Origin of the sequence: Streptomyces sp. NPDC056161 (assembly GCF_042268025.1) — a bacterium.
In the GTDB taxonomy this organism is placed as follows: Bacteria; Actinomycetota; Actinomycetes; order Streptomycetales; family Streptomycetaceae; genus Streptomyces.
Window position 1 is genome coordinate 160,134 of record NZ_JBHJUV010000015.1, and the last position, 25,361, is coordinate 185,494.

The 25,361-nt window shown below is 72.5% G+C and carries 22 protein-coding genes and 1 pseudogene; 11 read left to right on the top strand and 12 right to left on the bottom strand.

The features are described from left to right. Positions 1–130: 130 nt before the first annotated feature. Both efeB and ACFC09_RS16645 read left to right on the top strand, forming a co-directional pair. Positions 131–1,414, top strand: coding sequence for an iron uptake transporter deferrochelatase/peroxidase subunit (gene efeB, locus ACFC09_RS16640; protein WP_376528435.1), 1,284 nt, complete (start codon positions 131–133; stop codon positions 1,412–1,414). A gap of 128 nt (positions 1,415–1,542) precedes the next feature. Continuing rightward, on the top strand, positions 1,543–2,703 hold the full coding sequence (locus ACFC09_RS16645; RefSeq protein WP_376528373.1) for a HoxN/HupN/NixA family nickel/cobalt transporter: 1,161 nt from the start codon (positions 1,543–1,545) through the stop codon (positions 2,701–2,703). Between the two features lie 130 nt (positions 2,704–2,833). Here ACFC09_RS16645 and ACFC09_RS16650 read toward each other — a convergent pair whose 3' ends face one another. The 4 genes from ACFC09_RS16650 to ACFC09_RS16665 form a co-directional block, all read right to left on the bottom strand. Further along, a complete protein-coding gene (locus ACFC09_RS16650; RefSeq protein ID WP_376528376.1) occupies positions 2,834–3,793 on the bottom strand; it encodes a hypothetical protein in 960 nt (319 codons plus the stop codon). A gap of 12 nt (positions 3,794–3,805) precedes the next feature. Then, positions 3,806–5,278 (bottom strand): APC family permease, encoded by a 1,473-nt coding sequence (locus tag ACFC09_RS16655; RefSeq protein WP_376528379.1) that lies wholly within the window; start codon positions 5,276–5,278, stop codon positions 3,806–3,808. Between the two features lie 298 nt (positions 5,279–5,576). Then, positions 5,577–6,965, bottom strand: a complete 1,389-nt coding sequence (gene sthA, locus ACFC09_RS16660; RefSeq protein ID WP_376528437.1) for a Si-specific NAD(P)(+) transhydrogenase — start codon at positions 6,963–6,965, stop codon at positions 5,577–5,579. A gap of 169 nt (positions 6,966–7,134) precedes the next feature. Then, a complete protein-coding gene (locus tag ACFC09_RS16665) occupies positions 7,135–7,341 on the bottom strand; it encodes a hypothetical protein (RefSeq protein WP_376528381.1) in 207 nt (68 codons plus the stop codon). A gap of 201 nt (positions 7,342–7,542) precedes the next feature. Between ACFC09_RS16665 and ACFC09_RS16670 the strand changes: the two genes are divergently transcribed. After that, on the top strand, positions 7,543–9,387 hold the full coding sequence (locus ACFC09_RS16670) for a glycoside hydrolase family 15 protein (RefSeq protein WP_376528384.1): 1,845 nt from the start codon (positions 7,543–7,545) through the stop codon (positions 9,385–9,387). Between the two features lie 108 nt (positions 9,388–9,495). Here ACFC09_RS16670 and ACFC09_RS16675 read toward each other — a convergent pair whose 3' ends face one another. After that, positions 9,496–12,240: a SpoIIE family protein phosphatase gene (locus ACFC09_RS16675; protein WP_376528387.1), complete on the bottom strand. Its 2,745-nt coding sequence runs from the start codon at positions 12,238–12,240 to the stop codon at positions 9,496–9,498. Positions 12,241–12,901: 661 nt separating this feature from the next. Here ACFC09_RS16675 and ACFC09_RS16680 point away from each other — a divergent pair. Beyond that, the gene (locus ACFC09_RS16680; RefSeq protein WP_376528390.1) at positions 12,902–13,906 is read left to right on the top strand and encodes an AraC family transcriptional regulator; all 1,005 of its coding nucleotides are present in this window, start codon (positions 12,902–12,904) and stop codon (positions 13,904–13,906) included. Positions 13,907–14,017: 111 nt separating this feature from the next. Here the strand turns inward: ACFC09_RS16680 and ACFC09_RS16685 are convergent, their stop codons facing one another. The 4 genes from ACFC09_RS16685 to ACFC09_RS16700 form a co-directional block, all read right to left on the bottom strand. Continuing rightward, on the bottom strand, positions 14,018–14,737 hold the full coding sequence (locus ACFC09_RS16685) for a 2-phosphosulfolactate phosphatase (protein ID WP_376528392.1): 720 nt from the start codon (positions 14,735–14,737) through the stop codon (positions 14,018–14,020). 42 nt (positions 14,738–14,779) lie between these two features. Continuing rightward, on the bottom strand, positions 14,780–15,067 hold the full coding sequence (locus ACFC09_RS16690) for a YkvA family protein (protein WP_376528395.1): 288 nt from the start codon (positions 15,065–15,067) through the stop codon (positions 14,780–14,782). A gap of 135 nt (positions 15,068–15,202) precedes the next feature. Continuing rightward, a complete protein-coding gene (locus ACFC09_RS16695) occupies positions 15,203–16,366 on the bottom strand; it encodes a hypothetical protein (RefSeq protein WP_376528398.1) in 1,164 nt (387 codons plus the stop codon). Positions 16,367–16,765: 399 nt separating this feature from the next. Beyond that, entirely contained in the window at positions 16,766–17,257 is a 492-nt protein-coding gene (locus ACFC09_RS16700) for an FBP domain-containing protein (RefSeq protein ID WP_376528400.1), read from the bottom strand. 71 nt (positions 17,258–17,328) lie between these two features. On the opposite strand from ACFC09_RS16700, the gene ACFC09_RS16705 reads away from it, so the two are divergent. Continuing rightward, positions 17,329–17,898: a TetR/AcrR family transcriptional regulator gene (locus ACFC09_RS16705; RefSeq protein ID WP_376528403.1), complete on the top strand. Its 570-nt coding sequence runs from the start codon at positions 17,329–17,331 to the stop codon at positions 17,896–17,898. An 83-nt stretch (positions 17,899–17,981) separates the two neighbouring features. After that, a complete protein-coding gene (locus ACFC09_RS16710) occupies positions 17,982–19,178 on the top strand; it encodes a GDSL-type esterase/lipase family protein (protein WP_376528406.1) in 1,197 nt (398 codons plus the stop codon). Between the two features lie 70 nt (positions 19,179–19,248). Here ACFC09_RS16710 and ACFC09_RS16715 read toward each other — a convergent pair whose 3' ends face one another. Then, positions 19,249–20,613, bottom strand: a complete 1,365-nt coding sequence (locus tag ACFC09_RS16715) for an FAD-dependent oxidoreductase (RefSeq protein ID WP_376528408.1) — start codon at positions 20,611–20,613, stop codon at positions 19,249–19,251. Between the two features lie 253 nt (positions 20,614–20,866). On the opposite strand from ACFC09_RS16715, the gene ACFC09_RS16720 reads away from it, so the two are divergent. The 5 genes from ACFC09_RS16720 (at position 20,867) to ACFC09_RS16740 (ending at position 24,323) form a co-directional block, all read left to right on the top strand. Beyond that, positions 20,867–21,319, top strand: a complete 453-nt coding sequence (locus tag ACFC09_RS16720; RefSeq protein WP_376528410.1) for a flavodoxin family protein — start codon at positions 20,867–20,869, stop codon at positions 21,317–21,319. Positions 21,320–21,541: 222 nt separating this feature from the next. Further along, the gene (locus ACFC09_RS16725; RefSeq protein ID WP_376528413.1) at positions 21,542–22,345 is read left to right on the top strand and encodes a hypothetical protein; all 804 of its coding nucleotides are present in this window, start codon (positions 21,542–21,544) and stop codon (positions 22,343–22,345) included. Between the two features lie 108 nt (positions 22,346–22,453). Beyond that, positions 22,454–23,095, top strand: a complete 642-nt coding sequence (locus ACFC09_RS16730; protein WP_376528415.1) for a class F sortase — start codon at positions 22,454–22,456, stop codon at positions 23,093–23,095. Between the two features lie 75 nt (positions 23,096–23,170). Next, on the top strand, positions 23,171–23,638 hold the full coding sequence (locus ACFC09_RS16735) for an SRPBCC domain-containing protein (RefSeq protein ID WP_376528417.1): 468 nt from the start codon (positions 23,171–23,173) through the stop codon (positions 23,636–23,638). A gap of 175 nt (positions 23,639–23,813) precedes the next feature. Beyond that, positions 23,814–24,323: a hypothetical protein gene (locus ACFC09_RS16740; protein ID WP_376528420.1), complete on the top strand. Its 510-nt coding sequence runs from the start codon at positions 23,814–23,816 to the stop codon at positions 24,321–24,323. Positions 24,324–24,413: 90 nt separating this feature from the next. Here ACFC09_RS16740 and ACFC09_RS16745 read toward each other — a convergent pair whose 3' ends face one another. Next, positions 24,414–25,163 carry an NPP1 family protein gene (locus tag ACFC09_RS16745; protein ID WP_376528439.1) on the bottom strand — a complete coding sequence of 250 codons (750 nt, stop codon included), beginning with the start codon at positions 25,161–25,163 and terminating at the stop codon, positions 24,414–24,416. A gap of 104 nt (positions 25,164–25,267) precedes the next feature. Continuing rightward, positions 25,268–25,361: pseudogene (locus tag ACFC09_RS16750) on the bottom strand (chitinase); the annotation flags it as partial.

Here is a 25,361-nt window from a genome sequence, read left to right on the forward strand (position 1 = left end):
GCAGCCGCCCGACACGCACACCTCGCACCGACCGGCCACCCCGCACCGCCCCGCGGCCTTGGACCGGACCGCCGACCCGGACCGCTCCCCGGCCCCGGATCACACCGCTCGCCCCGAAGGGAACACCTCCATGCCGTCCGCCGAAACGCCCGCCCCGCACAGCGGCTGCCCCGTCGGCCACGGCCGCCGCACCTTCGTGCGCACCGCCCTCGGCGCCGGGGCGGCGGGCGCGGCCCTGGCCGGCGGCGGCTTCGCGCTGAGCCAGAGCGGGGCCGGACAGGCGCAGGCGGCGGACGGTGCCGCCGGCGACACCAAGGTGCCTTTCCACGGCGCCCACCAGGCGGGCATCGTCACCCCCGCGCCCGCCGCCGCGGCCTTCGTCTCCTTCGACGTGATCGCCGACGACCGCGACGGCCTCACCGATCTGCTGCGCACCCTCACCGAACGGGCCCGCTTCCTCACCGCCGGCGGCGCCCCCGACGACCTCGGCGTCGGCGCGCCGCCCTCGGACAACGGCATCCTGGGGCCAGAGGTCCCCACCGACGCGCTGACCGTCACGGTGGGCGTGGGCTCCTCCCTCTTCGACGACCGCTACGGACTGGCGAAGGCCAGGCCGAGCCGGCTCACACCGATGAAGACGTTCCCGAACGACCACCTGAACGCCGCCGAGTGCCACGGCGACCTGTCGCTGCAACTGTGCGCCGACCGCCAGGACACCGTGCTGCACGCGCTGCGCGACATCGCCCGGCACACCCGTGGGGCCATGCAGATCAAGTGGCGCGTCGACGGCTTCCAGAACGCGCCGCGCCCCACCGGCGCCCAGCGCAACCTGCTCGGCTTCAAGGACGGCATAGCCAACCCGGACGTCACCTCGGCCCGCGAGATGGACCGCCTCATCTGGGTCGGCGCCGGGCAGGGCGAGCCGGAGTGGGCGACCGGCGGCAGCTACCAGGTGGTCCGGATCATCCGGATGCTGGTGGAGTTCTGGGACCGGGTCTCGCTCACCGAGCAGGAGAAGATGATCGGCCGCCGCAAGGACACCGGCGCCCCGCTGGACAGCGCCGAGGAGACCGACACCCCGCAGTACGCCAAGGACCCGCACGGCACGGCGATCCCGCTCGACGCGCACATCCGGCTCGCCAACCCGCGCACCTCGGCCAGCGACGACACCCGCATCCTGCGCCGCGGCTACAACTACGACCGGGGCGTCGACGGCGTCGGCGACCTCGACATGGGCCTGGTCTTCTGCTGCTACCAGCAGGACGTCAGGCGGCAGTTCGAGGCCAACCAGACCAGGCTGATCGACGAACCCCTGGTCGACTACATCTCACCGACCGGCGGCGGCTACTTCTTCGCGCTGCCGGGCGTCAGGGACTCCGCGGACTGGCTCGGCCGGGGGCTGCTGGCGGCCTGACTTTCCGGTTCCGTGGGCAACGCCTGCCGCGGGCTTTACTGCACATCATTTGCAAGTACGTAAGGTTGGTGAGTGGCTGTCGACGGCAGCCGTGCACACACGACTGACCGGATGGAAGAAACCTCCCGATGACGGCCGCTCCCGGCACCACTCCGCCCGTCCCCGCCCGGTCCGGGGCGAAGCCCTCGGTCCGGCAGCGCGTCCGCGGTTCCCTGACGCGGCAGGAGTGGGCCGGGGCCGGCGCGATGGCCGCCGCCGTCATCGGGCTGCACGCGGTCGGCTGGTTCACGCTGGTGGCGCTCGTCGCGCCCCATCACTACAGCCTCGGCACCAAGACCTTCGGGATCGGCATCGGCGTGACCGCGTACACGCTGGGCATGCGGCACGCCTTCGACGCCGACCACATCGCGGCCATCGACAACACGACCCGCAAGCTGATGGGCGAGGGCCGACGGCCCCTGTCGGTCGGCTTCTGGTTCTCCCTCGGGCACTCCAGCATCGTCTTCGGGCTGGCCCTGCTGCTCTCCCTCGGCGTGAAGACGCTGGCCGGACCGGTCCGCGACGACGACTCCCGGCTCCACGAGGTGACCGGACTGATCGGTACGACGGTCTCCGGCACGTTCCTGTACGTCATCGCCGCGATCAACCTGGTCGTGCTGGTCGGCATCGGGAAGGTGTTCCGCGGGATGCGCTCCGGCCGCTACGACGAGGCCGCCCTGGAGGAGCAACTGGCCGCCCGCGGCTTCATGAACCGCTTCCTCGGCCGTGTCACCAGGTCGATCACCAAGCCCTGGCAGATGTATCCGCTGGGCCTGCTGTTCGGCCTCGGGTTCGACACGGCGACGGAGGTGGCGCTGCTGGTGCTCGCCGGGTCCGGCGCCGCCTCGGGCTTGCCCTGGTACGCCATCCTCTGCCTGCCCGTGCTGTTCGCGGCGGGCATGTCGCTGTTCGACACGATCGACGGCTCGTTCATGAACTTCGCCTACGGATGGGCGTTCTCCCAACCGGTCCGCAAGGTCTACTACAACCTCACGGTCACCGGTCTGTCCGTCGCCGTCGCCCTGCTCATCGGCACGGCCGAACTCCTCGGCCTGCTCGCCGACCGGCTCCACCTGCACGGCCCGTTCTGGGACTGGATCGGCGGCCTCGACCTCAACACCCTCGGCATCGTCATCGCGGTCCTGTTCGTCGTCACCTGGGTGGTCGCCCTGCTGGTCTGGCGGCTCGGCCGCATCGAGGAGAAGTGGACGGCCCACCTCGGGCGGGGCGCTGGGCCCGAGGGGTCGTGACGCGCGGTCGTCGGGCCGCGGTCGCGGTCGCGGTTGCGGCCGGTCAGTCGGGGCCGCACTCCTTCCGGGGCGCCGGCGGACCCCGCGCCCCTTGAGGGGTGCGCCCGGCTCCGCCGGGACTCGGCCGCCGTCACCCCCGCAGGCCCAGTTCCCGGCGCCACCGCAGCAACTGTTTCGCCGGGTCGCCCGTGTACGACCACGGGGTGCGGGTGGCGCGGCGGCCCAGCATGCGCAGGAGCGCGGAGGCGATGTCCATGCTGCCCGCGTGGCACGCCGCATGGGCGAGGTGGTTCAGGTCGCGCAGCTCGGCCGGGACGACGCCGCCGTCGCCCCGGCCCACGACCCACCGCTGCCAGGTACGGCGCACATCGCCGACGGCGCCGTCGTGGTCCCAGTGCTGGCCCAGACCGACCGTGGACCGCCGGCCCTGCGAGCCGTCCTGGGCGTGACGGAACTCCTCGACCCGGGCGTACTGCACCAGCACCGGCAGCGCGCAGCCGGGCGGGGCGACTCCGGCCGCGTCCCGGGCGAAGTCGTACATGAGGCCGTGGGTGCCGTGCCAGCGCGCCGAGTAGTAGTGCAGCACCTGGAGGTGGCCCTCCACGCTGTACGGGTCGCGCCGGTGCAACTCGTCCCACCAGCGCGCCAGTTCCCGCCGCCGTACCCCGGTCGGATACAGCCGGGCCACCGAGATCAGCGAGACCCAGGGCGTCGGGTCGGCCGGCCATGCCTCGGTGGCCCGCAGGCAGGCCAGTACGGCCGCGTCGACCCGCTTCCGGTCGATCGGCACGCCCCGGCCCGCCACGACGGCCAGGGTGAAGGCGCGGGCCGTCTCCGTCGCCGCCCGCAGCACCAGCGCGTCGGGGCTGTGCGGCTCGGCGGCCAGCCAGGACTCCACCGTCGTACTGCCCGCACACGACTGCGCCAGCAGCCGCATCCGGTGCCCGCGGGACGGCCAGTCGCCACCCGTGGCCCGCAGCAGGTCGCGGAGCCCCTGCCAGCGGCCGATCACGATGTCCTGGCGGGCGGAGGTGAGCAGAGCGTCCCCGCAGTCGGGGTCGAATTCGGGTGTGAACCGGTCTCGCGCCATCGGGCTCACCCCTCAGAAGTCGGTGGGGAGGCCCTCGTGGACGCAGGAACGCGCGACCGTGCGGTCGTCCATGACGTACTCCGCCTCGACCGTGCGCGTGGCGTCCAGTCTGGCCGGCCGGTAGTAGTCGCTGCCCTTGTGCCAGTACCAGAACATCGGCAGCAGTCCCACGGCCAGGCCGCCGATGCCGATGGTGACGGCCGCGCCGCTCAGCTCGTCCAGCGACTCGACGAAGATCCAGAACATGAACAGGGAGCCGAACAGGGGCCACAGCCCGCCCAGGACCAGATGGCGCACCGAGGTGAACAGGAGTTTGCGGTAGGCGACGACCGCGGCGAGTCCCGCGAGGCCGTAGTACACGGCGATCTGCAGACCGATCGCGGAGATCGCGTCGGAGAGGATCTCACCGACCGTGCCGAGGGCGTTGGCGGCGACGAGCATCGCGAGAGCCACCGCGCCCACGACGACGATCGCCACCCACGGGGTGTTCCAGGTACGGTGCACCCGGCCCAGCACGGCCGGCATGGTCCGGTCGCGGCCCATCGCGAACAGCGACCGGGTGACCTGGATGAGCGTCGTCTCCAGCGTGGCGATGGTGGACAGCATCACCGCGACCACCAGCAGCTTGCCGCCCCAGCCGGGCTGGATCTCCTCGCCGAGCACGGCCAGGACGTTCGCCCCGTTCAGGGCGATCTGCTGCGAGGAGAGGACGACGTTCGCGGCGATGGTGAACACCTCGAACAGCAGGAACACCACGCCCAGACCGATCAGTCCCGCGAGTCCGGTCGTCCGCCGGCTGTTGCGGGTCTCCTCGCTCAGGTTGCTGGTGACGTCCCACCCCCAGTAGTAGAAGGCGGCGATCAGCGCGCCCGCCGCGAACCCGGACACCCCGTCGAACTGGCCGAAGCCCAGCCAGGACCAGTCGAACGGACGGGCGTTGCCGGTGTGGAAGACGGCCAGCACGGCGAACACCGTCAGCAGGACGAGTTCCACGCCGGACATCAGCAACTGGGCCCGTACGGTGATCCGGGCGCCGCCCAGCACGACACCCAGCATGACCAGGAACCACCCGGCGCCGACCACCGTGGCCGGCGCGGTGTCGTCGGCGAGCCGTTCGTCGAACAGGGCGAGCGTCATCGCGCCCGCGGGCAGCGAACCGGCCACCATGAAGATGGTCGCCGAGACCACCAGCGCCCAGCCGCTGACGAAGCCCAGGGACGGGTGCAGCGTGCGCCCCACCCACGAGTAGCTCGCGCCCGCGTTCACGTCGATCCGGCTCAGCTGGGCGAACGCCAGTGCGATGCCCAGCATCGGGATCGCGCAGTACAACAGCGCCGCCGGGCTCGCCAGGCCCACCGCGCCGACCAGCACGGCGGTGGTCGCGGCCAGCGAGTACGCCGGTGCGCTGCCGGCGACGGCCATGACCACGGTGTCGAACGTACCGAGGGCGTTGGCCTGCAGCCCTCTGCCCCTGTTGTTGCTCATCGTTGCGCTGCTTTCCGGTTGTGCACGGCGCCCGGGCGGCTCGGCCCGAGGACGTACGGAGTGGGGGGTGGGGGGACCCGCCCGTGACCCGGAGAGGGTTCGCCTCGGGGTCGGAGGCAGGCCGGAGGAGGAAAGGGGGGGCGGTGGGCACCGGTGAGCCCAGCGTCGGCACTCGGTTACACCGAGTGTGGATGTGATGATAGCGGTGCCCTTCGCCCTGGCAAGATCGATCAGCGGGAAATCCCGAGTTTCCGCCGTCGGCCCAACTCCCACCAGGAAGAACGCCGTTGGCGCGCGTTCAGTCCGCCAGCCGGTCGATCTGCCGCAGCTTGTTGGTCGCGTCGAGGGCGGCGACCTTGTAGGACTCGGCGAGCGTCGGGTAGTTGAAGACGGCGTCGACGAGATAGTCGACCGTTCCGCCGCAGCCCATCACGGACTGTCCGATGTGGATCAGTTCGGTGGCGCCCGTGCCGAAGCAGTGCACACCGAGCAGCGCGCGGTCCTCGGGGGAGACCAGCAGCTTCAGCATGCCGTGCGAGTCGCCGATGATCTGCCCCCGGGCCAGCTCCCGGTAGCGGGCCACGCCTACCTCGAACGGCACGCGCTCCTCGGTCAGCTGGTTCTCGTTGCGGCCTACGAAGCTGATCTCCGGGATGGTGTAGATCCCGATCGGCTGCAGGTTGTGCATGCGCCCCACGGGCTCCCCGCAGGCGTGGTAGGCCGCCGTCCGGCCCTGTTCCATCGAGGTCGCGGCCAGCGCGGGGAAGCCGATGACGTCACCGACCGCGTAGATGTGCTCCACGGCGGTGCGGTAGTGCTCGTCCACCGTGATCCGGCCGCGCCGGTCGGCGCTCAGGCCGGCCTTGTCCAGGTCGAGTCCGTCGGTGAGGCCCTGCCGGCCCGCGGAGTACATCACCGTGTCGGCGGGGATCTTCTTGCCGCTCTCCAGGACGGTCAACGTACCCCGCGGATGGCGTTCGACGGCGGCGACGGTCTCCCCGAACCGGAAGGTGACGGCCAGGTCCCGCAGGTGGTATTTGAGGGACTCGACGATCTCGACGTCGCACATGTCGAGCATTCCCGGCCGCCGTTCGACGACCGTCACCTTGCTGCCCAGCGCCGCGAACATACTGGCGTACTCCATGCCGATGACGCCGGCGCCGACGATCACCATGGACCGCGGGACCCGTTCCAGCGACAGCACGTTGTCCGAGTCCATGATGGTGCGCCCGTCGAACTCGACGCTGTCCGGCCGCGCCGGGCGGGTGCCGGTGGCGATCACGATGTGCTCGGCGCTCAACAGCCGTTCGTTGCCGGTCGCTTCACGCAGCGACACGGTGTGCGGGTCGACGAACCGGCCGGTTCCGGCGAACAGGGAGACGTGGTTGCGGGACAGCTGGCTGCGGATGACGTCGACCTCCCGGCCGACCACGTGCTGGGTGCGCGCGGTCAGGTCCGCGACCGTGATGTCCTCCTTCAGCCGGTAGCTCTGTCCGTACAGGTCCCGCTGGGTGAGGCCGGTCAGGTACAGCACCGCCTCGCGCAGCGTCTTGGAGGGGATGGTGCCGGTGTGGATGGAGACCCCGCCGACCATGTCGGGGCGGTCTACGACGGCGACCCGGCGGCCGAGCTTGGCCGCGGCGATGGCGGCCTTCTGGCCGCCGGGTCCGGATCCGATGACGAGCATGTCGAAGTCGAAGTCGGGCACCCACCGGAGTCTGGCAGCCCCGGAGCACCCTCCGGAAGGGCGCACCCGAAACGATCACCGTCCGCGGCGCGGCACGCGGGCGCGGCGGGCGGTCGGCCCGGCCCGGGTTGCCGGCGCCGCACCCGGGCCCGTCCCCTCGGCCCGGAGCTCAGGGCAGCAGCTTCTCCACGGCGGCCCGGCCCTCCGAGTCCAGCTTCCGGCGCGCCCATTCGAGATTGGCCGGGGTGATGTCCCTGCCCGCCGCGAGGACCAGGTCCTCCGGGCCGACACCGGCGCTGGGTGCCGAGTGCAGCAGGGCGTCCGGGGTGCAGTGATCGTCGGGCGACCAGGATGTCTCGGGCTCTGACGTCGACATGGTGGCTCCTCCTGGGGTCCGTGTGGCCGCATCGGTACCCGTGCCGCTAGAGCGGGGCACACTCTCACGATTCACCGCCGGGGCGCCGAGTGCATCCGGAAGGGGGCCGGCGTCCGGGTCCCGGCCCGTGTCGTGCCGGACCGGAACCTTCGCTCCTAAGCTGGTAGCAGCCCGCACGCCCGTCCCCGGGAGGCTGCCGTTATGTCCGAGACGCCATACCACCGGGACCTGCCCGGCGACTCCCGGTATCTGCCGATCGCCGAGCACGGACTGATCGGCGACCTGCAGACCGTGGCCCTGGTGGGCACGAACGGCACGATCGACTGGTACTGCTGCCCCTCCTTCGACGCGCCCAGCGTCTTCGCGGCGATCCTGGACGCCGAGCGCGGCGGGGCCTTCGAGCTGGCCGCCGCCGTACCGGCCCGGACCAAGCAGTTCTACTTCCCCGACACCAACGTGCTGATCACCCGCTTCTTCACCGAGGACGGGGTGGGGGAGGTCCAGGACTTCATGCCGGTCACCGGGGATTCCACCGCCACCGCCGAGTGCGACCGGCACCGGCTGATCCGGCGCGTCCTGTGCGTCCGCGGAACGATTCCGTTCCGGGTCCGGGTGGCCCCGCGCTTCGACTACGGCGCGGCCCCGCACACCCTGCGCGTACAGGGCGACACGGCCCTGTTCGCCTCTCCCGATCTCTCCCTGAGCCTCACCTCCACCGTGACGCTGGAGAGCGACGGCGTGGACGTCCGCGCCGACTTCAAGCTCGTCGAGGGCGAGGCCGCGGTGTTCGCCCTCGACCGGGTCGGCGACGAAGTGCTGCCGCGCGGCTGCGCCCGCGCCGAGGCCGAGCAGGAGTTCGCCGCCACGGTCGCGTACTGGCGCCGCTGGCTGCACCAGTCCCAGTACCGCGGGCGGTGGCGGGAGCAGGTGCACCGCTCGGCGCTCACCCTCAAGCTGCTCACCTACGCGCCGACCGGCGCCATCGTCGCGGCCCCGACCACCAGCCTGCCCGAGCAGATCGGCGGCGAGCGCAACTGGGACTACCGCTACGTCTGGGTCCGCGACGCCGCCTTCTGCGTGTATGCGCTGCTGCGGCTGGGCTTCGCCGGTGAGGCCGAGGCGTTCATGCGGTTCCTGACCACGCACATCAGCGTCGGCGACGGCGGCGACTCCGGGCCGTTGCAGATCATGTACGGCATCGACGGCCGCACCGAGCTGCCCGAACGCGAGCTGCCCCACCTGGAAGGACACCTCGGCTCCGCTCCGGTCCGGGTCGGCAACGCCGCCGCCGACCAGCTCCAGCTCGACATCTACGGCGCCCTGATCGACTCGGTCTACCTCTACGACAAATGGGCCCAGCCCATCTCCAGCGCCCAGTGGGACGACGTGTGCCATCTGGTGGACTGGGTCTGCGACAACTGGGACCAGCCGGACGAGGGGGTGTGGGAGACCCGCGGCGGCCGCAAGAACTTCCTGTACTCGCGGCTGATGTGCTGGGTCGCCATCGAGCGCGCCATCCGGCTCGCCAACCGGCGCGGGCTCCCCGCCAACCTGCCCCAGTGGCGGCAGAGCCGCGACACGATCTACCGGCGGATCATGGACCACGGCTGGTCGTCGGCGCGCGGCGCCTTCGTCCAGTACGAGGACGGCGACGTCCTCGACGCCTCCCTGCTGATGATGCCGCTGGCCAAGTTCATCGCGCCCACCGACCCGAAGTGGCTGTCCACCCTGGACGCCCTGGGCGAGGACCTGGTCTCCGACTCCCTGGTCTACCGCTACGACCCGCAGGCCAGCCCGGACGGGCTGCGCGGTGACGAGGGCACGTTCTCGATCTGCTCCTTCTGGTACGTCGAGGCGCTGGTGCGCGCCGGACGGCTGGAGGAGGCCCGGCTGGCGTTCGAGAAGATGCTGACCTACGCGAACCACCTGGGCCTGTACGCGGAGGAAATCGGCCGCACCGGCGAGCAGCAGGGCAACTTCCCGCAGGCGTTCACCCACTTCTCGCTGATCAGCGCCGCCTTCAACCTGGACCGCGCGCTCGGCTGACCGGCCCGCCGGACCGGCCGCCGCCCGGCCGGGTGCCGCCTCGTGCCGGGCCGGGTCGCCGGCGGTCCAGCGAGGGCGTCCCTTGTCGGACCCGGTCCCGACGGAGGTTCACAGTGGGGCCGACAGCGGCTGCTCCGCCCAGATGACCTTCCCGGAGGGGGTGTACCGGGTGCCCCAGCGGACGGCGAGCTGGGCGACGAGGAACAGGCCCCGGCCACCCTCGTCCGTGCTCGCGGCGTACCTGAGGTGCGGCGAGGTCGTGCTGCCGTCGGTGACCTCGCAGATGAGGCTGCTGTCGCGGAGCAGCCGCACGCCTACCGGGGCACGGCCGTAGCGGATCGCGTTGGTCACCAGCTCGCTCAGGATCAGCTCCGTGGTGAACGTCAGCTCCTCCAGCCCCCACTGCGCCAACTGCCTGATCACCGCGGCGCGTACGTCCGAGACGGCCGCCGGGTCGGTCGGCACCCGCCATTCGGCGACCCGGTCCGGGCCGAGCGCACGGGTGCGCGCCACGATCAGGGCGACGTCGTCGTTGGGCCGGGCCGGCAGCCGGTCGAGGACGGCCCGGCAGGTCTCCTCGGGCGAGTCGCCGGCCTCCTCCAGCGCGGTCCGCAGCAGGTCGAGGCCGACGTCGATGTCCCGGTCCCGGTCCTCGACCAGCCCGTCGGTGTACAGCACGAGACGGCTGCCCTCCGGCAGCTCCAGATCGGCCGTCTCGAACGGCAGACCGCCGAGGCCCAGCGGCGGTCCGGCCGGGACGTCCGGGAACTCCACGGTGCCGTCCGGCCGGACCAGGGCGGCCGGCGGATGGCCCGCCCGGGCCAGGGAACAGCGGCGGGAGACCGGATCGTAGATCGCGTACAGACAGGTCGCGCCGGTGACCACCGTGCCGCGGTCGGCCGGTGTCTCGTCCTGGTCGATACGGCCCACCAACTCGTCGAGCAGACCGAGGAGTTCGTCCGGCGGCAGGTCCAGGGCGGCGAAGTTGTGCACCGCCGTGCGCAGCCGGCCCATCGTGGCCGCGGCGTGCAGCCCGTGCCCGACCACGTCCCCGACCACCAGCGCCACCCGGGCACCGGACAGCGGCAGGACGTCGAACCAGTCGCCGCCCACCCCGGCCTGGGCCGGCAGATAGCGGTAGGCGACCTCCAGCGCGCCCTGCTCGGGCAGTGTGCGCGGCAGCAGGCTGCGCTGGAGCGTGACCGCCATGCTGTGCTCGCGGGTGTAGCGGCGGGCGTTGTCGATGGACACCGCGGCGCGCGCGACCAGCTCCTCGGCGAGGGCCAGGTCCTCCTGGTCGAACGGATCGGGCCTGCGCGAGCGCCAGAAGTTGGCCAGGCCCAGGACCAGGCTGCCCGCCCGCAGCGGCACCGTGACCAGCGAGTGGATGCCGTACTCCAACACCTGGGCGGTCCGCTTGACGTCCTGCGTGTGCCAGCCGATCGCCTCGCCGAGCAGCGGCTCGACCACGGACTGGCCGGTGGCGAGGCTGCGGCCCTGGGGCGAGGACGGTACGAAGCGGATGCGCTCGCCCACCGGGTAGAGCGGAGCGTCGCGCCGGACGCCGTTGCCGGCCACCCGGCACAGCGCGAGAGCGGGCTGCGGCTCCTCACCGCTGAGGACGGACTCGTACAGGTCCACGGTGACGAAGTCGGCGAACCGGGGGACGGCCAGCTCCGCCAGCTCCTCGGCCGTGCGGGTCACGTCCAGGCTGGTGCCGATGCCGACCCCGGCGTCGTACAGCATGTCGAGGCGTTCGCGGGCCGTCTCCGCCCGGCCGGACAGGGCGCGCAGCTCCGTGGAGTCGCGCAGGGTGGTGACGCTGCCCAGCGGACCGCCGTGCAGGTTCGTGGGCCGCTGGTTGATCGCCAGCAGCCGGTCCTTGACGAGGTGCACCTCGTCGGTGGCGGCCCGCCCCGAGGCGATCAGGGCGGCGGTGTCCGCGTCCAGGCCGAGCTCCAGCACATACCGGCCCTCGGCGTCCGCGGGCAGGTCCAGGAGGCGTTTCGCCTCGTCGTTGGCGAGCAGCAGCCGGCCGTCACCGCCCACGATGAGCACGCCTTCGCGAACCGCGTGCAGCACCGCGTCGTGGTGTTCGTACATCCGGGTCATCTCGTTCGGGCCGAGGCCCCGGGTCTGCCGCCGCAGTCGCCGGCTCACCAGCGCCGTGCCCGCGGTGCACACGGCGAGCGCGGCGGCGGCGGACGACAGCAGGAGCGGCATCTGCTGGTCGGCCAGCCCGCCGACATGGGCGGTCGTGATGCCGGACGACACCGCGCCCACCACCGACCCGTCGGGTGCCCGCACGGGCACCACGGCCTGCACCACCGGGCCGGTGGTCCCGTTGATCTCCTCGGTGACGATGTGCCCGGACAGCGCGGGGCCGAAGTTCCCGATGAACTTCTGGCCGATGCGGTCCGACTGGGGATGCGTGTAGCGGGTCCCGTCCCGGTTCATCACGACGATGAAGTCGACGCCGGCCGCCGTGCGGGCGGCGTCCGTCCTCGGTTGCAGGACGGCGGTCGGATCCGGGCTGCGCAGTCCTTCCACGGTGCCCGGCGCGTTGGCGAACGTCTCGGCGACGGCCAGGGAGCGGTTGCGGGCCTCCATGCTGCTGTCGTGCCGCACCTGGAGCAGCTGTGCCACCACCGCCGACACGACCAGCAGCAGCACGATCACCACCTGGAAGACGAACACCTGCGCGGCGAAGCTGCTCCCGCCCAGCGCCGACCGCAGCAGTCCGCCGACGCGGCGCCGCCCGTCCGCGCCCTGCTCCCGCGGCACCGGTCGTGCGTGCGGGTCCCCGGGAGGATGGAGCGGCCGTGGATGGGGCCGGCCGTGCAGGCGGACCATGTGCCCATGTCTACACTGCCCGGCCGTGCGAGGCGAGAGGCGTCACCCGAGGTGACGACCGTTGATCCGCTCTCGGGCGCATGCCTGCGCCCCGCGGTCGACGCGCCGTCCCACGGCAGCGGGCGCGCCGCGGGCCGGGCGGTTTCCGGGTGGGGGCGCGCCGCCCGGGGCCGGGAGCGGAAGGCCGGGCAGGCGGCTCCGCCGTCCGGGGAACAGGGCGTTTTGGGCACGGGCCCGGCGACCCGGTGCGGGATCCGGCTCCCGGTGGTCGGCCCCGCTCGGCCCTGCCCCCACGGCCGTGCCGTGCCCGAGGGCCCTCCGTTCTGTTCGCGGTCGTCGCCGGCTCCGCCGAGGTGTCTGTCCGCTCCCTGTTTCCGGGCGTCGTCGGCTCCGCCGGAGTGCCTGACTCTTCCGCTTTCGGGCGTCGTCGGCTCTGCCCGGTGCCGGTCCGCTCCCTGTTCCCGCGCGTCCTCGGTTCCGCACGGGCCGTGTCCGCCACCCGGGTGACCCGCGGACCACCGCGCGGTCAACGCGCCGTGGAGCCCTGGTCAGGCGGCGTGCGGCGGCCGGTGTCGGTCGTGGGTCCCCCGGTGGGCGGCGCGGGAGGACGCCTACCCTTGACAGTTCGACAGGTCCAGACCAAACAGAGGAGGGGCGTCCCGTGCCGGAGATCGCTGAGTTCCCGGAACCCGCGGACCCGGCAGGTGCGCACCTCGCCGTGCGGACGGCGGACCTCGACGAGGCACGCACCGCGATCGGGGCCATGTTCTACTCGACCTTCATCGACCTGCTCGACCCGGAGCAGTCCCTGGACGCGGAGTTCGACATGGCCCGGCTCGGGCCGCTCACCGTGGGCGAACTACGCTGCGGTGCCGATGTGCGCATGCGCTTCGAGGAACTGGGCGCCTACCACGTGGATCTGCCCCTCGCCGGTCACCTGCTGTGGCGGCAGGGTGCCCACGACCCGTCGCTGGCCACCCCCGAGCGGGCCGGGGTGTTCCAGCCGGACGGCAGGACCACCCTGGAACGCTGGAGCCGTGAGTGCCGGCTGTACGCGGTGAAGGTCGAGCCCGCCGTCCTCGTCCGCCATCTTGAGGCCCTCACCGGCGACACCGTCCGTCCCACGCTGCGGCTCGCGCCCACCATGGACCTGACCTCCGGGCCCGGCCGCACCTGGAGTCGGCTCGTCGCGCTGGTCGTCGAGGAGATGGGCGACGAGCACGGGATGCTGCGTCGCCCGCTGCTGGCGGCCCCGATGCGGGACGCCCTGCTGACGGGCCTGCTGCTGGCCGCCGACCACCCTTACCGGGACGTTCTCGACCGGCCCGCCCCGCAGGGCCACGCCCGCCCGGTCAAACGCGTCGTGGACGCCGTTCAGGCCCGCCCGGAACACCCGTACACGACCACGGAACTCGCCGACCTGGCCGGTGTGAGCGTGCGCTGGCTCCAGGAGGTGTTCCGACGGCAGATCGGCAGCTCGCCCATGGCCTATCTGCGGGACGTCCGCATGGAGAAGGTCCGCGCCGAACTGAGCGCCGCCGACCCGGACGGGACGACCGTGAGCGAGGTGGCCTACCGGTGGGGCTTCGGGCATCTGGGGCGGTTCGCCGAGAAGTACCGGGCCCGCTTCGGTGAGCTGCCCTCGCAGACGCTACGGTCCGGCTGACCGGCTGACCGGCTGACCGGCTGACCGGCTGACCGGCTGACCGGCTGACCGGCTGACCGGCTGACCGGCTGACCGGCCGACCGGCCGACCGGCCGACCGGCTGAGCGGTGGTCAGCGGGGGAGCGGGTTCCGGGTGGGCCGCAGTACCAGGTGACCGTCCTCGCGGGCGGCGGCCATGGCGAAGGGGAAGGCGTCTGCCGCAAGGCACAGCTCCGCGTCGTCGGTGTGTACGCCGGGCAGGCCGCGCCGTACCGCGTCGGCGAGCCGCTCGGCACCGGCGGAGCGCCGGGCCCGGTCGAGGTACGGCCCGGCAGGCGTGACCCCGCAGGCGGCCCGCGCCGCGATGTACTGCGCGCACGCCAGGTCCTCCGCTGCCAGGCCGTCGTCCCCGGTGACCACGAAGGTGACCGTCGCCGGCCGCGCCCGGCGCAGCACGTCCGCGGTCGCCTCCGCCACCACGAAACTCGCGCACAGCAGGAGCCGGGCATCGGCCATCGCGAGTGCCCCGGCCGTTCCGGAGGTGGTCCGCTGCACGAGGGTGCGGCCCCCGAGGTCGAGGTCCCGGAGCAGCGCGGGTGAGTTGACGAGGTCGAACCCCGGCATCGGCGCACCGTCCTGGACGGCGAGCCAATCCGGGCGGCGGCGTTTCAGCGCCAGCGCCTCGGCCCGGGTCGCGGCGAAGACGATCTTCTCGGCGCCCCGCCGGAAGGCCCAGGCGGCGACGGTGAAGGCGCGCATCACGTCGACGACCACGGCGGCCTCGGGTGGTGTGCGCAGCCGTGGGGCGTCCGTGCGCGGGGGCCGGGGGATGCCGGTGTAGTGGGGACGCATCAGCCCATGGTGCGGCAGGCGTCCACGGCTGCGGGCAGGATTTCAGGACCGTGTGCCGCCGGTCTGCGGTGTCGCCCCGGTGCGCAGACTGCGCAGGGCGAGCAGCAGCACGCCGATGTCGTCCAGGTACACCGGGTCGGGCAGCAGGTCGGTCGGCAGGACCAGGTAGAGGACGGCACCCCAGAAGATCCACCGCGGTCCCGTGGGCAGCCCGGCCCGTCGGAGCGCCTGTCGGGCGCGGACCAGCCGGACCAGCAGCACCAGGGCCAGGACGAGCACGGTGGCCGCGAGCACCGCGGCGACCAGGATCACTGTCGTGGTCGTGTCCATCGCAACTCCCGTCGGTCTGCCGTCCCTGTCGCGGCCCTGCCGCGGCCTTCTCCGGCCCTCCTTCAGTCCTTACCCGGCCTTCCGTACTTCGTTCCCCTCCCGGTCAGGCGGTGGACAGGGCACCCGGACGACCGGTCAGGACGGCGGGTCCCCCGCTCCGGGCTCGTCCCCGTCCCGTCCGGCGCCCGTCCCGCCGGGGGCACGCAGTCCCTTGGCGCCGACCTTCAGCCGCGCGAACGTGCGCGTGAACTGATGCAGCGGGGACGCCGCCGTGGGCTCGGGCGGCTCGGGCCGCTCGGCCGGTGGTGCGGGCGCCTCGCGGTAGGCGGCCAGCGCCTCGTGGGCCTTCTCGGCGGCCTCCCGGTACAGGTCGCGGGACCTGGTCATCGCCTCCAGCGCCTCGGCGTACATCGCCACCAGCTCGCGTGCGCGGGCCAGTTCCTCCTCCACAGTGATCAGGGTCCAGTTCTCGCGCAGGTCGGCCAGCGCCTCCGCGGCGCCCTCCGGCGGCGGTTTCGGCAGGGCGGTGAAGCGTCGCAGCACGTCGACGAGGTCGGCGGGTTCCGTGCCGTCGAGGAAGACGCTGCGCGCCGCGTACTCGCCGCCGTCGTAGCCGTCCGGGGCGGGCTGCGGGGGCAGGATCACCGCCCCACCGCGCGGCAGTTCCACACCGAGGTCACGCAACGCCCAGTTGACGGCGCGCAGTTGGTGGGGCGCGGCCCGGTGCTCCAGCACACGGTGGCGCAGCCCCGGGGGCAGCAGCCGGGCCAGCGGCTTTCTGCCCTGCTCGTCCGGTGTCATGGCCTCGTGCACGACCAACTGGACGGACCAGGACCCGCGTACGGCGTCCCGCAGGACGCGGCGCACGGCCTTGTCGTCCGTGGGGACGGGGTTGACGGCACGCAGCCGCAGTCCGGCGACGGCGTGGTGGTGGTCCCAGGCGACGTCGTCCGCGTCGGGCCAGAACATCGTGGCGGGGGAGGGCCAGTGGTCCTCCCACGGCCGTTCCGCCTCCGCCACCAGCCGCCACTCCCGCCCGTCCGTCCGGCCGTCCGGGGGGACGAACGTCAGGCGGGCCCGCACCGGCACGTCGCCGTCGACCCGCCAACGCGCCTCGAAGACCCGCTCGGCCGCACCCTCGGGCGCGGGGGGTTCGGCGAAGTCGTCGAGGACTTCGCCGTCCCGGTGCCGGCGCAGCGTGCGCCGGACGACGTCCTGCGGAAAGGCGCCGACGTGGCGGCCGCGGGCCTGCCACACCGTGCCGGGGATCGTGGAGCGGTCACTGGCGGAGTTCGACATGGGCCCATCTATGGAGGAGTCGGCGTGCGCCACCCAGTATCACCGTTTCGGATCGCGGTCCGTCCGCCGGGTCCGCACAGCCGGCCGGCGGGCGACGGCCCTGCGCGACGGCCCCGGCACGGGCGGGCGACGGCCCTCCCGAGCACCGCGGGTCCGCTGTGCCCTGACCCGGCCGCGGCGCCCTGGACAGGCGGAACGGGGGTTCTCCGCGAGCCGCTGCGCGGGCGGGGCGTCCCGTCGTCCCGCCCACCGGTGGCGCCCGTCGCACCCGGGGTGTGCGCGGTGCGCCGCACCCGGCCTCGGTTCACCCGTGCCGGTGAACCGTCCGCGCACGAGAATGGGCCGCCGAACGGGGCCCGCCAGCGGCCCGCCCGCCATCCGCTTTGGGGCGCGCTCCGTTCACGCCGTCACCTTCGCGATGAACGCGTCCAGGTTCGTCACCGTCCGCCGGATCTTCTCCTCCAGGGTGAGCGACTCCTGGAGCCGCCCGCCGGTGCCCGCGTCCTTCTTGCCGCGTACGTACAGCGAGCAGGCGAGATCGCTGCAGATGTAGGCGCCCACGGAGTCGCCCTGCTGCCCGCGTCGGCCCGCGCGTGCCGCCACCATCAGGGACACGCCGCCGGTGTGGGTCGTCAGGCACATCGAGCACATGCTCCGCCGCAGGTGCCCGGACGTGGCGTGGGAGGCGCGCAGCGCGAGGGCCCTGGGCCCGCCGTCCGACAGCGTGACGAGGTAGGCGCGGTCGGGTGCCTGCGGGTCGCGCCAGCCGAGGAAGTCCAGGTCGTCCCAGGGCCGGTCGGTCAGATCACGGGGGACGGACAGGCGCTTCGCCTCGCCTTTGGTGCAGTTCACGAACGCGGAACGGATCTCTTGCTCGGTCAGCGGCTTCATGAAGACCACGCTAATTTGCCTAAAGGCTTTAGGCAAATGCATAATCTGTCTCGGAGAATGGGAGGATGGTTATGGCACGTGCGGGACTGACCCCGGAGCGACTGACCCGGGCGGGAGCGGAACTGGCCGACGAGGTCGGTTTCGACCAGGTGACCGTCTCGGCGCTCGCCCGGCACTTCGACGTCAAGGTCGCGAGCCTGTACTCGCATGTGAAGAGTTCCCAGGACCTCAGGACCCGCATCGCCCTGCTCGCCCTGGAGGAACTCGCCGACCGGGCCGCCGACGCGCTGGCCGGCCGGGCGGGCAAGGACGCCCTGACCGCCCTCGCGGACGTCTACCGCGACTACGCCCGCGCGCACCCCGGGCGCTACGCCGCGGCCCAGCTCAGGCTCGACCCGGAGACGGCCGCCGCCAGCGCGGGCGTCCGGCACGCCCGGATGACCCGCGCCCTGCTGCGCGGCTACGACCTGACCGAACCGGACCAGACCCACGCCGTCCGGCTGCTGGGCAGCGTCTTCCACGGCTACGTGAGTCTGGAACTCGGCGGCGGATTCAGCCACAGCGCCCCTGACACCGAGGTGACCTGGAGGCGCGTCCTGGACGCCCTCGACGCGCTGCTGCGGAGCTGGCCCGCACCTTGACCCGCCCGCACGGACCCGGCAGCGACGCCGGCTCCGGGCGGGCCCCACGCACCCGACGACGACCTCGATCGACAGGCTGGAACATGAGCACCACCGACAACGACTGGATCACCACTCCCCTGACCGCTCAGCTGCTGCGCGGCGCCCTCGACCTGGAGCGCACCGAACGCGGGCTGCTGCCCCACCGGCTGCCCGCCCGAGCCCGCGCCCAGTGCGCCGACCCCCAGCTCGCCATGGTGGAGGCCCAACCCTCAGGCGTACGGGTGGTGTTCCGCACCCGGGCCACCGCGATCGCCCTGGACACGGTGCCCACCAAGCGCGTCTACACCGGTGCCCCGCCCCGGCCCGACGGGGTCTACGACCTGCTCGTCGACGGCCGTCCGGCGGGGCGGGCCACCGTGTCCGGCGGCGACACGCTCACCATCGACCTGGCCACCGGTGCCACGGAGTTCCAGGCAGGCCCGGTCGGCACCGCCGTGTTCACCGGGCTGCCCGAGGGCGCCAAGGACATAGAGATCTGGCTGCCGCACAACGAGACCACCGAACTCGTGGCCCTGCGCACCGACGCCCCCGTCGAGCCCGCAGCGGACCGCGGTCGCCGGATCTGGCTGCACCACGGCAGTTCGATCAGCCACGGCTCCGACGCCGCGAGCCCCACCACCACCTGGCCCGCGCTGGCCGCCGCGCACGGCGGCGTGGAGCTGATCAACCTGGGCCTGGGCGGCAGCGCGCTGCTCGACCCCTTCACCGCCCGTGCCCTGCGGGACACCCCGGCCGACCTGATCAGCCTCAAACTGGGCATCAACCTCGTCAACACCGACCTGATGCGGCTGCGGGCCTTCGGTCCCGCCGTGCACGGCTTCCTCGACACCGTCCGGGAGGGCCACCCCACCACGCCGCTGCTGGTCGTCTCGCCCATCCTCTGCCCCATGCACGAGGACACGCCCGGCCCCAGCCTCCCGGACTACGGCGCCCTCAGCGAGGGCCGGCTGAGTTTCCGGGCCGCGGGCGATCCGGCGGAGCGCGCCTCCGGCAAGCTGACCCTGACCGTCATCCGCGACGAGCTGGCCCGGATCGTGGCCCAGCGGGCGGCCGACGACCCGAACCTGTACCACCTCGACGGCCTCGACCTGTACGGCGAGTCCGACAGCGCCGAACTGCCGCTGCCCGACGGACTGCACCCGGACGCCGCCACCCACCGCCGGATGGCCGAACGCTTCGCGGCACATGCCTTCGCCGCCGACGGGCCCTTCGCGGTCCGGGCCGGCCAGGACGGCTGACGGCTGACGGCTGACGGCAGAAAGGGGCCGACGGCGTATACCGTCGGCCCCTTTCAGCCGGTGCCGGGTGCTAGGCCCCGCTCTCCCGCAGCATGTCCTCGCGCTCGACGATCTTGACGCGTTCCCGGCCCTGGGGCTCGCCCAGGGCCTTCTCCGCGGCGTCGAGCCCGTACCAGCCGTCCCAGGTGGTGAAACGGACGTTCCGCTCGGTGAGGAAGGCGTCGACGGCCTCCCGCGCGGGCGCGTCCGGTGTGTGCAGGCGACCGTTCGCATGGTCGTCCAGGAGGTTGGACACCGTCTCGTTCGCGTCCCCCTTGGTGTGGCCGATCAGACCGACCGGGCCGCGCCGGATCCAGCCGGTGACGTACGTCGACTGCAGGTGCGCGCCGCTCTCCTCGATGACCCGGCCGCCCTCGTCCGGGACCGTGCCGGACTCGATGTCCCACGGCAGCTTGGGCAGCTTCTCGGACAGGTAGCCGACGGCCCGGTAGACCGCGGTGACGTCCCAGTCCTTGAAGGTCCCGGTGCCCTTGACGTTGCCGGTGCCGTCCAGGGCCGTGCGCTCGGTGCGCAGGCCGGTGACCTTGCCGTCCGCGCCGAGGATCTCGGCCGGTGACTCGAAGAGGTGCAGGAACAGCTTGTGCGGCCGGTCACCGGCGTCGCGGATGGCCCAGTTCTCCAGCGTCTTGGCGACCATGTCGGCCTGCTTGTTGCCGCGCCGGGTCTCGATCGACCCCTCGTCGTAGTCGATGTCCTCGGGGTCGACGATGACCTCGACGTTGGGGGAGTGGTCCAGCTCACGCAGCTCCATCGGGCTGAACTTGGCCTGGGCCGGTCCGCGGCGGCCGAAGACGTGGATCTCCAGGGCCTTGTTGGCCTTCAGGCCGGCGTACACGTTCGGCGGGATCTCGGTCGGCAGCAGCTCGTCCGCCGTCTTCGCCAGGATGCGGGCCACGTCGAGCGCGACGTTGCCGACGCCGAGCACGGCCACCTTCTCGGCCTCCAGCGGCCAGGTGCGCGGCACGTCCGGATGGCCGTCGTACCAGGAGACGAAGTCGGCGGCGCCGTAGGAGCCGTCCAGGTCGATGCCCGGGACGCGCAGCTCGCGGTCGGCCATCGCGCCGGTGGAGAAGATCACGGCGTCGTAGAAGGCGCGCAGGTCGTCGAGGCTGATGTCGGCCGGGTAGTCGACGTTGCCGAACAACCGGACCTGCGGCTTGTCGAGCACCTGGTGCAGGGCCGTGACGATGCCCTTGATGCGGGGGTGGTCGGGGGCGACGCCGTAGCGGATCAGACCGAAGGGGGCGGGCATCCGCTCGAAGAGGTCGACGGAGACGCCGGGTTCGGCCGCCGCCTCGGATTTGAGCAGGGCGTCGGCGGCGTAGATCCCGGCCGGACCGGCTCCGACTATGGCTACCCGCAGGGGGCGCGGCATGATCAGGTTCCCTTCGAGCGATGACAGGCGACTCGAACGGGAAGCCTAAGCTAAGGCAGACCTAAGTTAGTACGCGGGTCCGATCTATGACGCCATAAGCCGATCTTATGCCTAGCCGGTGGGCCTGCCGTACCCCGCCCGACCGGCCCGACGGCGGCCGGCCCTGCCGCGGGCCGGGCGCCGAGGGCGTCGCGCCGGGGGCCGCTGGAGCGCCGTTTGCGCGGGGCCGCGCCGCCACGGCAGGGTGCGGAGTGTGGCTACCTTGCTGATTGTGCATCACACCCCGTCGCCCAACTGCCAGGCGATGTTCGAGGCCGTCGTGGCCGGTGCCACGGCTCCCGGGATCGAGGGGGTACGGGTGGTACGGCGGGCCGCGCTGTCCGCGACCGTGAGCGATGTGCTGGCCGCGGACGGATACCTGCTCGGCACCCCGGCGAACCTCGGCTACCTGTCCGGCGCCCTCAAGCACTTCTTCGACCAGATCTACTACCCCTGCCTGGACGAGACCCGCGGTCGGCCCTTCGGCTACTACGTCCACGGCGGGAACGACGTCACCGGTGCGGTACGCGGGATGGAGTCGATCACCACCGGACTCGGCTGGCGCAACGCGGCCGAGGCCGTGACCGTGACGGGCGAGCCGGCGAAGGCCGACATCGAGGCGTGCTGGGAGCTGGGCGCGACCGTCGCGGCGGGCCTGGCGGACTGACCGGCACCCGCCGCCGGCGCGGGGGGTTCCTGCCGTGTGAGGTCATACCCGCACTGTGCCCCGGAACGGGACACAGTGGTCCGGGTGGGGTGCGACGGTAACCCGGCTGGGCGGCCCGGATGGTGCGGCCGGAGGGTGTGACTGACGGTGGTTCATGTCGGAGCCGGGTGATCTCAGCTGATGCGGTGTCGGCTGCCCGCGCCACGGCGGAAGGACTCCCAGATGCGTTCTGCCCGCATGATCCTGGCCACGGCGGCCGCCTCGGCCGCCCTCGCGTTCGCTGCCCCCGGCGCCCATGCCTCGGGAAGCGACCAAGGAAGCCGTGACGATTCTTCGTACAACAAGGGACAAGGTGACGACAGCAGGCGCGACGAACCGCGTGGCGGAGTGCACACGGGTGGCGGCGCGCTCACCGGGCTGAACGGGCGTGGTGACGAGGGCGGGCGTGACCGTCCGCGGGGTGGGGTGCACACCGGTGGTGGTGCGCTCGCCCTGGCGAAGGGCCATGGCCATGGTGACGAGGGCGGGCGTGACCGTCCGCGGGGTGGGGTGCACACGGGCGGTGGTGCGCTCGCCCTGGCGAAGGGCCATGGCCATGGTGACGAGGGCGGGCGTGACCGTCCGCGGGGTGGGGTGCACACGGGTGGCGGTGCGCTCGCCCAGGTGAAGGGGCGCGGTGACGACGGTGAGAGCGAGCGGCCCCACGGTGGGGTGCACACCGGTGGCGGTGCGCTGTCCGCGATCACGAGCAGCGACTGGGGCTCGGACAGCGGTGACACCAGCAGGTTCGACCCCGAGACCTACCGGAACAACAACTCCGACAAGAGCTCGAACAAGGAGAAGGGCTCCGACAGCGAACGCAACAAGGACTCGTGGAACGACGAGCGGCCGAGCGGCGGCATGCACACCGGCGGCGGCGGGCTCGCCGACCCGGGCGTCACCGCCGGCGGCCTGGCCGTCGTGGCCTTCCTCGGCACCGGCGTCTACGCGCTGCGCCGCAAGCACGCCGGCGGGTCGGCGTCCTGATCCGCGACGGCGATCCTCGGGCCGCGGCCGCCGGGCGCTCCGCGCCGGCGGCCGGCCGCCCGCCCGCCGTGACCGCTGCGCTGCCGTGCGCGAGTGAGGTGGTGTCCGATGGCAGCTCCTGAGTCGTCCCCGACCCCCGCCCAGCGGGAACCGCTCTCCGGTGAACGCATGATGATGTGGGGGGTCGCGATCGTCCTCGTCGCCGCCGGCCTGATCGGCGGAAAGACGAACGACAGCGCCGCCGGTCCGGCGCATGCCGGAGGCGCCGCGTCCCACACCCGTCCGGTAGCCGGACAACTGCCCCGGTCCCGGCCGACGCGCCTGCTCATCCCGAAGATCGGCGTCGACGCCCCGTTCACCGAACTGTCGCTGAGCGACTCGGGGCAACTTCAGCCGCCGCCGGCCGACGACGTGAACCTCGTCGGCTGGTACGTCAAGGGCGTCACCCCCGGGGAGACCGGCACCGCGATCATCGCCGGGCACGTCGACACCAAGACCTCCGCCGCCGTCTTCGCCGGCCTGGACGAGCTGAGCGCCGGGGACCGGTTCACCGTGCGGCGGGAGGACGGGAAGGACGCTGACTTCGTGGTCGACAGCTCCGAGAAGTTCGAGAAGAACGACTTCCCCGACCGCCGTGTCTACGCGGACGCGACGCGCGCGGAGGCACGCCTGATCACCTGCGCCGGGGACTACGACCGCGGGGCCGCGGACTACACCGAGAACCTGGTGGTCTTCGCCCACCTCGTCTGACACCCGGGCCCCGGCGGCGGACCCCGGCACCGCGGCCCGGCCCGGCCTGTCAGCGCGGAGCAGTACCTTGACGGCATGTACGCCACACGAGTCTCCGGGCGCGTCAGGGCGCCCCGCGCCGCCGTCTACCGCGCGCTCCTCGACCCGGCCGCGGTCGCCGTCTGGCGCGCGCCGGACGGCATGACCGCCGTCGTGCACACCTTCGACGCCAGGGAGGGCGGCGCGTTCCGGGTGTCGCTCACCTACGCCGGTCCGGGCGGGACGGGAAAGTCCGGCGGGCACACGGACACCTACCACGGCCGCTTCACCCGTCTCGTGCCGGACGAACTGGTCGTCGAGGAGATCGAGTTCGAGACGGACGACGAGGCCCTGCGCGGCACGATGACGATGACGACCACGCTCACCGAGGCGGACGGGGCCACGGACGTGCTGATGGCCCACGAGGGCCTGCCGGACGCCATCCCCCGCGAGGACAACGAACTGGGCACCCGGATGTCCCTGGCGAACCTCACCCGGCTGGTCGAGGACGGAGCCCACCGATGACCTGATCCGACCGGAAAGGACAACCGGCGGCCGGAGTTCGGCGCAATTTATTCCTCATTTCGGATCACATGGAGTTTTCCGGGAGGTATCGGAACCTTCGGGGGTGGAACGGGGTCTTACGATCCGTCGACGGCCGGGACCGCACCGGCCGCAACCGAACCGGGGGAACGAAGACATGTCCGTCCGAATCCGCAGGACCCTGCCCACAGCCGCCGCCGTCACCGCGGCGCTCTCCCTCGCCGCCGTCGCCCCGGCCCTGGCCGGCACCGGTACCGGTACCGCCCCCACCGGCGGCCGGGCCGCGTCCGCGCCGGCCGTCCAGGGCGACCCGCGCAGCGCCACCCAGCGGGTGGCCGACTTCTACGGTGCGTACATCGACTCCGTCTGGGACGGCGAGGACCCCGCGGCGGGCGCCGACGCCAAGGCGCTGCGCGCCTTCTATCTGACCGCCGACGCCCGCAGGAAGGTCGAGGCGTACGAGGCGAAGGAGCACGCCGACGGCATCCTGTTCGCCCAGAACGTGCCGGTGAAGTGGAAGGTCGCCCCCACCGGCTCGGGCGGCGGCCACGCGACGAACCGGGTCACCCTGACCTGGAGCGACGGTCCCGGCGCCCAGGTCACGAAGATCGACGTACGGTCCGATCTCCGGACCCGCAAGATCACCGACCTCCGGCCGGCCGGCTGATCCCGCCCGGATCCGCCGAAGGCCCGCCCGGACGGTGGGGCGGGCCTTCGGCACCCTTCGTCAGGCGTGGCGGGCCTTCGCCGCCGCTCGTCAGGCGTTGGGGTCGAAGGGGAGGCCGGCGGGCATCGAGTGCGCCAGGGCGTACTCGAAGTCACCGTCCTTGATCTTGATCGTCGCGTCACCGAAGTCCGCGCTCATGAGCTTGTCGCGGAAGCCGGACGGGTAGCCGTTCCAGCCGACGAGGCGCGGGAAGAACCAGCCGCCGGTGGCGTTCTCCGGCGGATCGTCATTGGCGCCCGCGAACCGGAAGCAGTGGGTCGAGGCGCCGTCCTTGTGGTAGGCGATCTTCGGATGGGTGCCGTCGAAACGGACCGCCGAGCGGGCCGCCACCTGGTAGCCGCTGTGCTGTGACACCGACACGTACTGGATCTCGTTGTTGTTGATCCACACCACGGCGTGCTCCCAGTCGTGGGTGTGCCCGATGGCCGCGGGCCCCAGTGTCGCCTGGTCCTTCTCGAAGTAGCTGGCGTACACGACGGCGCACCAGCCGTTGTTGCACTTCTCGCGCGAGTACGTGTTGGCGTTGGCCAACTGGGCGTAGTCGTGGCAGTGCCCGTTGACGTCGCCGCCCAGCTTCAGGCCGGGGTTGATGGTGCCGTCGGCGCCGATGGCCGCGGTGGCGTAGCAGCCGTCACCGTCGTAGTCGTAGGCCGGGGAGAAGGTCTGCTCCAGGCCGTCGGCGTTCTGCGGGAGCAGTTGCAGCACATCCGCGCCGGCGCTGCCGGGGAGCGCCACGACCAGCGCGAGCGCGCCGGTCGTGGCGGCGAGCGCGGACCACAGCCGCCGCCGGACCCGCCCGGGGCGGGGTGGCGACTGCGGTCCGTTCCTGGTGGGGGACAGGGGATTGCGCACGGGATTCCTCACTCGTGGGACGTGGCGGCCGGTCAGCAGTAGAGGTTGCCGCCGGGGGTGACTCCGAGGATCTGGGTGAAGCGCTGGTAGGCGTCGACGCGGCTTTGGACCTGGGCCGGGTTCTTG

Coding starts and splice junctions, on each gene's coding strand:
- ACFC09_RS16675 (WP_376528387.1), bottom strand. CDS start 12,240: ATGGTCCGCCTGCACGGCCGGCCCCATCCACGGCCGCTCCATCCTCCC.
- ACFC09_RS16715 (WP_376528408.1), bottom strand. CDS start 20,613: ATGCCGCGCCCCCTGCGGGTAGCCATAGTCGGAGCCGGTCCGGCCGGG.
- ACFC09_RS16690 (WP_376528395.1), bottom strand. CDS start 15,067: ATGGACACGACCACGACAGTGATCCTGGTCGCCGCGGTGCTCGCGGCC.
- ACFC09_RS16665 (WP_376528381.1), bottom strand. CDS start 7,341: ATGTCGACGTCAGAGCCCGAGACATCCTGGTCGCCCGACGATCACTGC.
- ACFC09_RS16740 (WP_376528420.1), top strand. CDS start 23,814: ATGTCCGTCCGAATCCGCAGGACCCTGCCCACAGCCGCCGCCGTCACC.
- efeB (WP_376528435.1), top strand. CDS start 131: ATGCCGTCCGCCGAAACGCCCGCCCCGCACAGCGGCTGCCCCGTCGGC.
- ACFC09_RS16735 (WP_376528417.1), top strand. CDS start 23,171: ATGTACGCCACACGAGTCTCCGGGCGCGTCAGGGCGCCCCGCGCCGCC.
- ACFC09_RS16730 (WP_376528415.1), top strand. CDS start 22,454: ATGGCAGCTCCTGAGTCGTCCCCGACCCCCGCCCAGCGGGAACCGCTC.
- ACFC09_RS16685 (WP_376528392.1), bottom strand. CDS start 14,737: ATGCGTCCCCACTACACCGGCATCCCCCGGCCCCCGCGCACGGACGCC.
- ACFC09_RS16695 (WP_376528398.1), bottom strand. CDS start 16,366: ATGTCGAACTCCGCCAGTGACCGCTCCACGATCCCCGGCACGGTGTGG.
- ACFC09_RS16705 (WP_376528403.1), top strand. CDS start 17,329: ATGGCACGTGCGGGACTGACCCCGGAGCGACTGACCCGGGCGGGAGCG.
- ACFC09_RS16645 (WP_376528373.1), top strand. CDS start 1,543: ATGACGGCCGCTCCCGGCACCACTCCGCCCGTCCCCGCCCGGTCCGGG.
- ACFC09_RS16700 (WP_376528400.1), bottom strand. CDS start 17,257: ATGAAGCCGCTGACCGAGCAAGAGATCCGTTCCGCGTTCGTGAACTGC.
- ACFC09_RS16725 (WP_376528413.1), top strand. CDS start 21,542: ATGCGTTCTGCCCGCATGATCCTGGCCACGGCGGCCGCCTCGGCCGCC.
- ACFC09_RS16710 (WP_376528406.1), top strand. CDS start 17,982: ATGAGCACCACCGACAACGACTGGATCACCACTCCCCTGACCGCTCAG.
- sthA (WP_376528437.1), bottom strand. CDS start 6,965: ATGCTCGTCATCGGATCCGGACCCGGCGGCCAGAAGGCCGCCATCGCC.
- ACFC09_RS16670 (WP_376528384.1), top strand. CDS start 7,543: ATGTCCGAGACGCCATACCACCGGGACCTGCCCGGCGACTCCCGGTAT.
- ACFC09_RS16655 (WP_376528379.1), bottom strand. CDS start 5,278: ATGAGCAACAACAGGGGCAGAGGGCTGCAGGCCAACGCCCTCGGTACG.
- ACFC09_RS16650 (WP_376528376.1), bottom strand. CDS start 3,793: ATGGCGCGAGACCGGTTCACACCCGAATTCGACCCCGACTGCGGGGAC.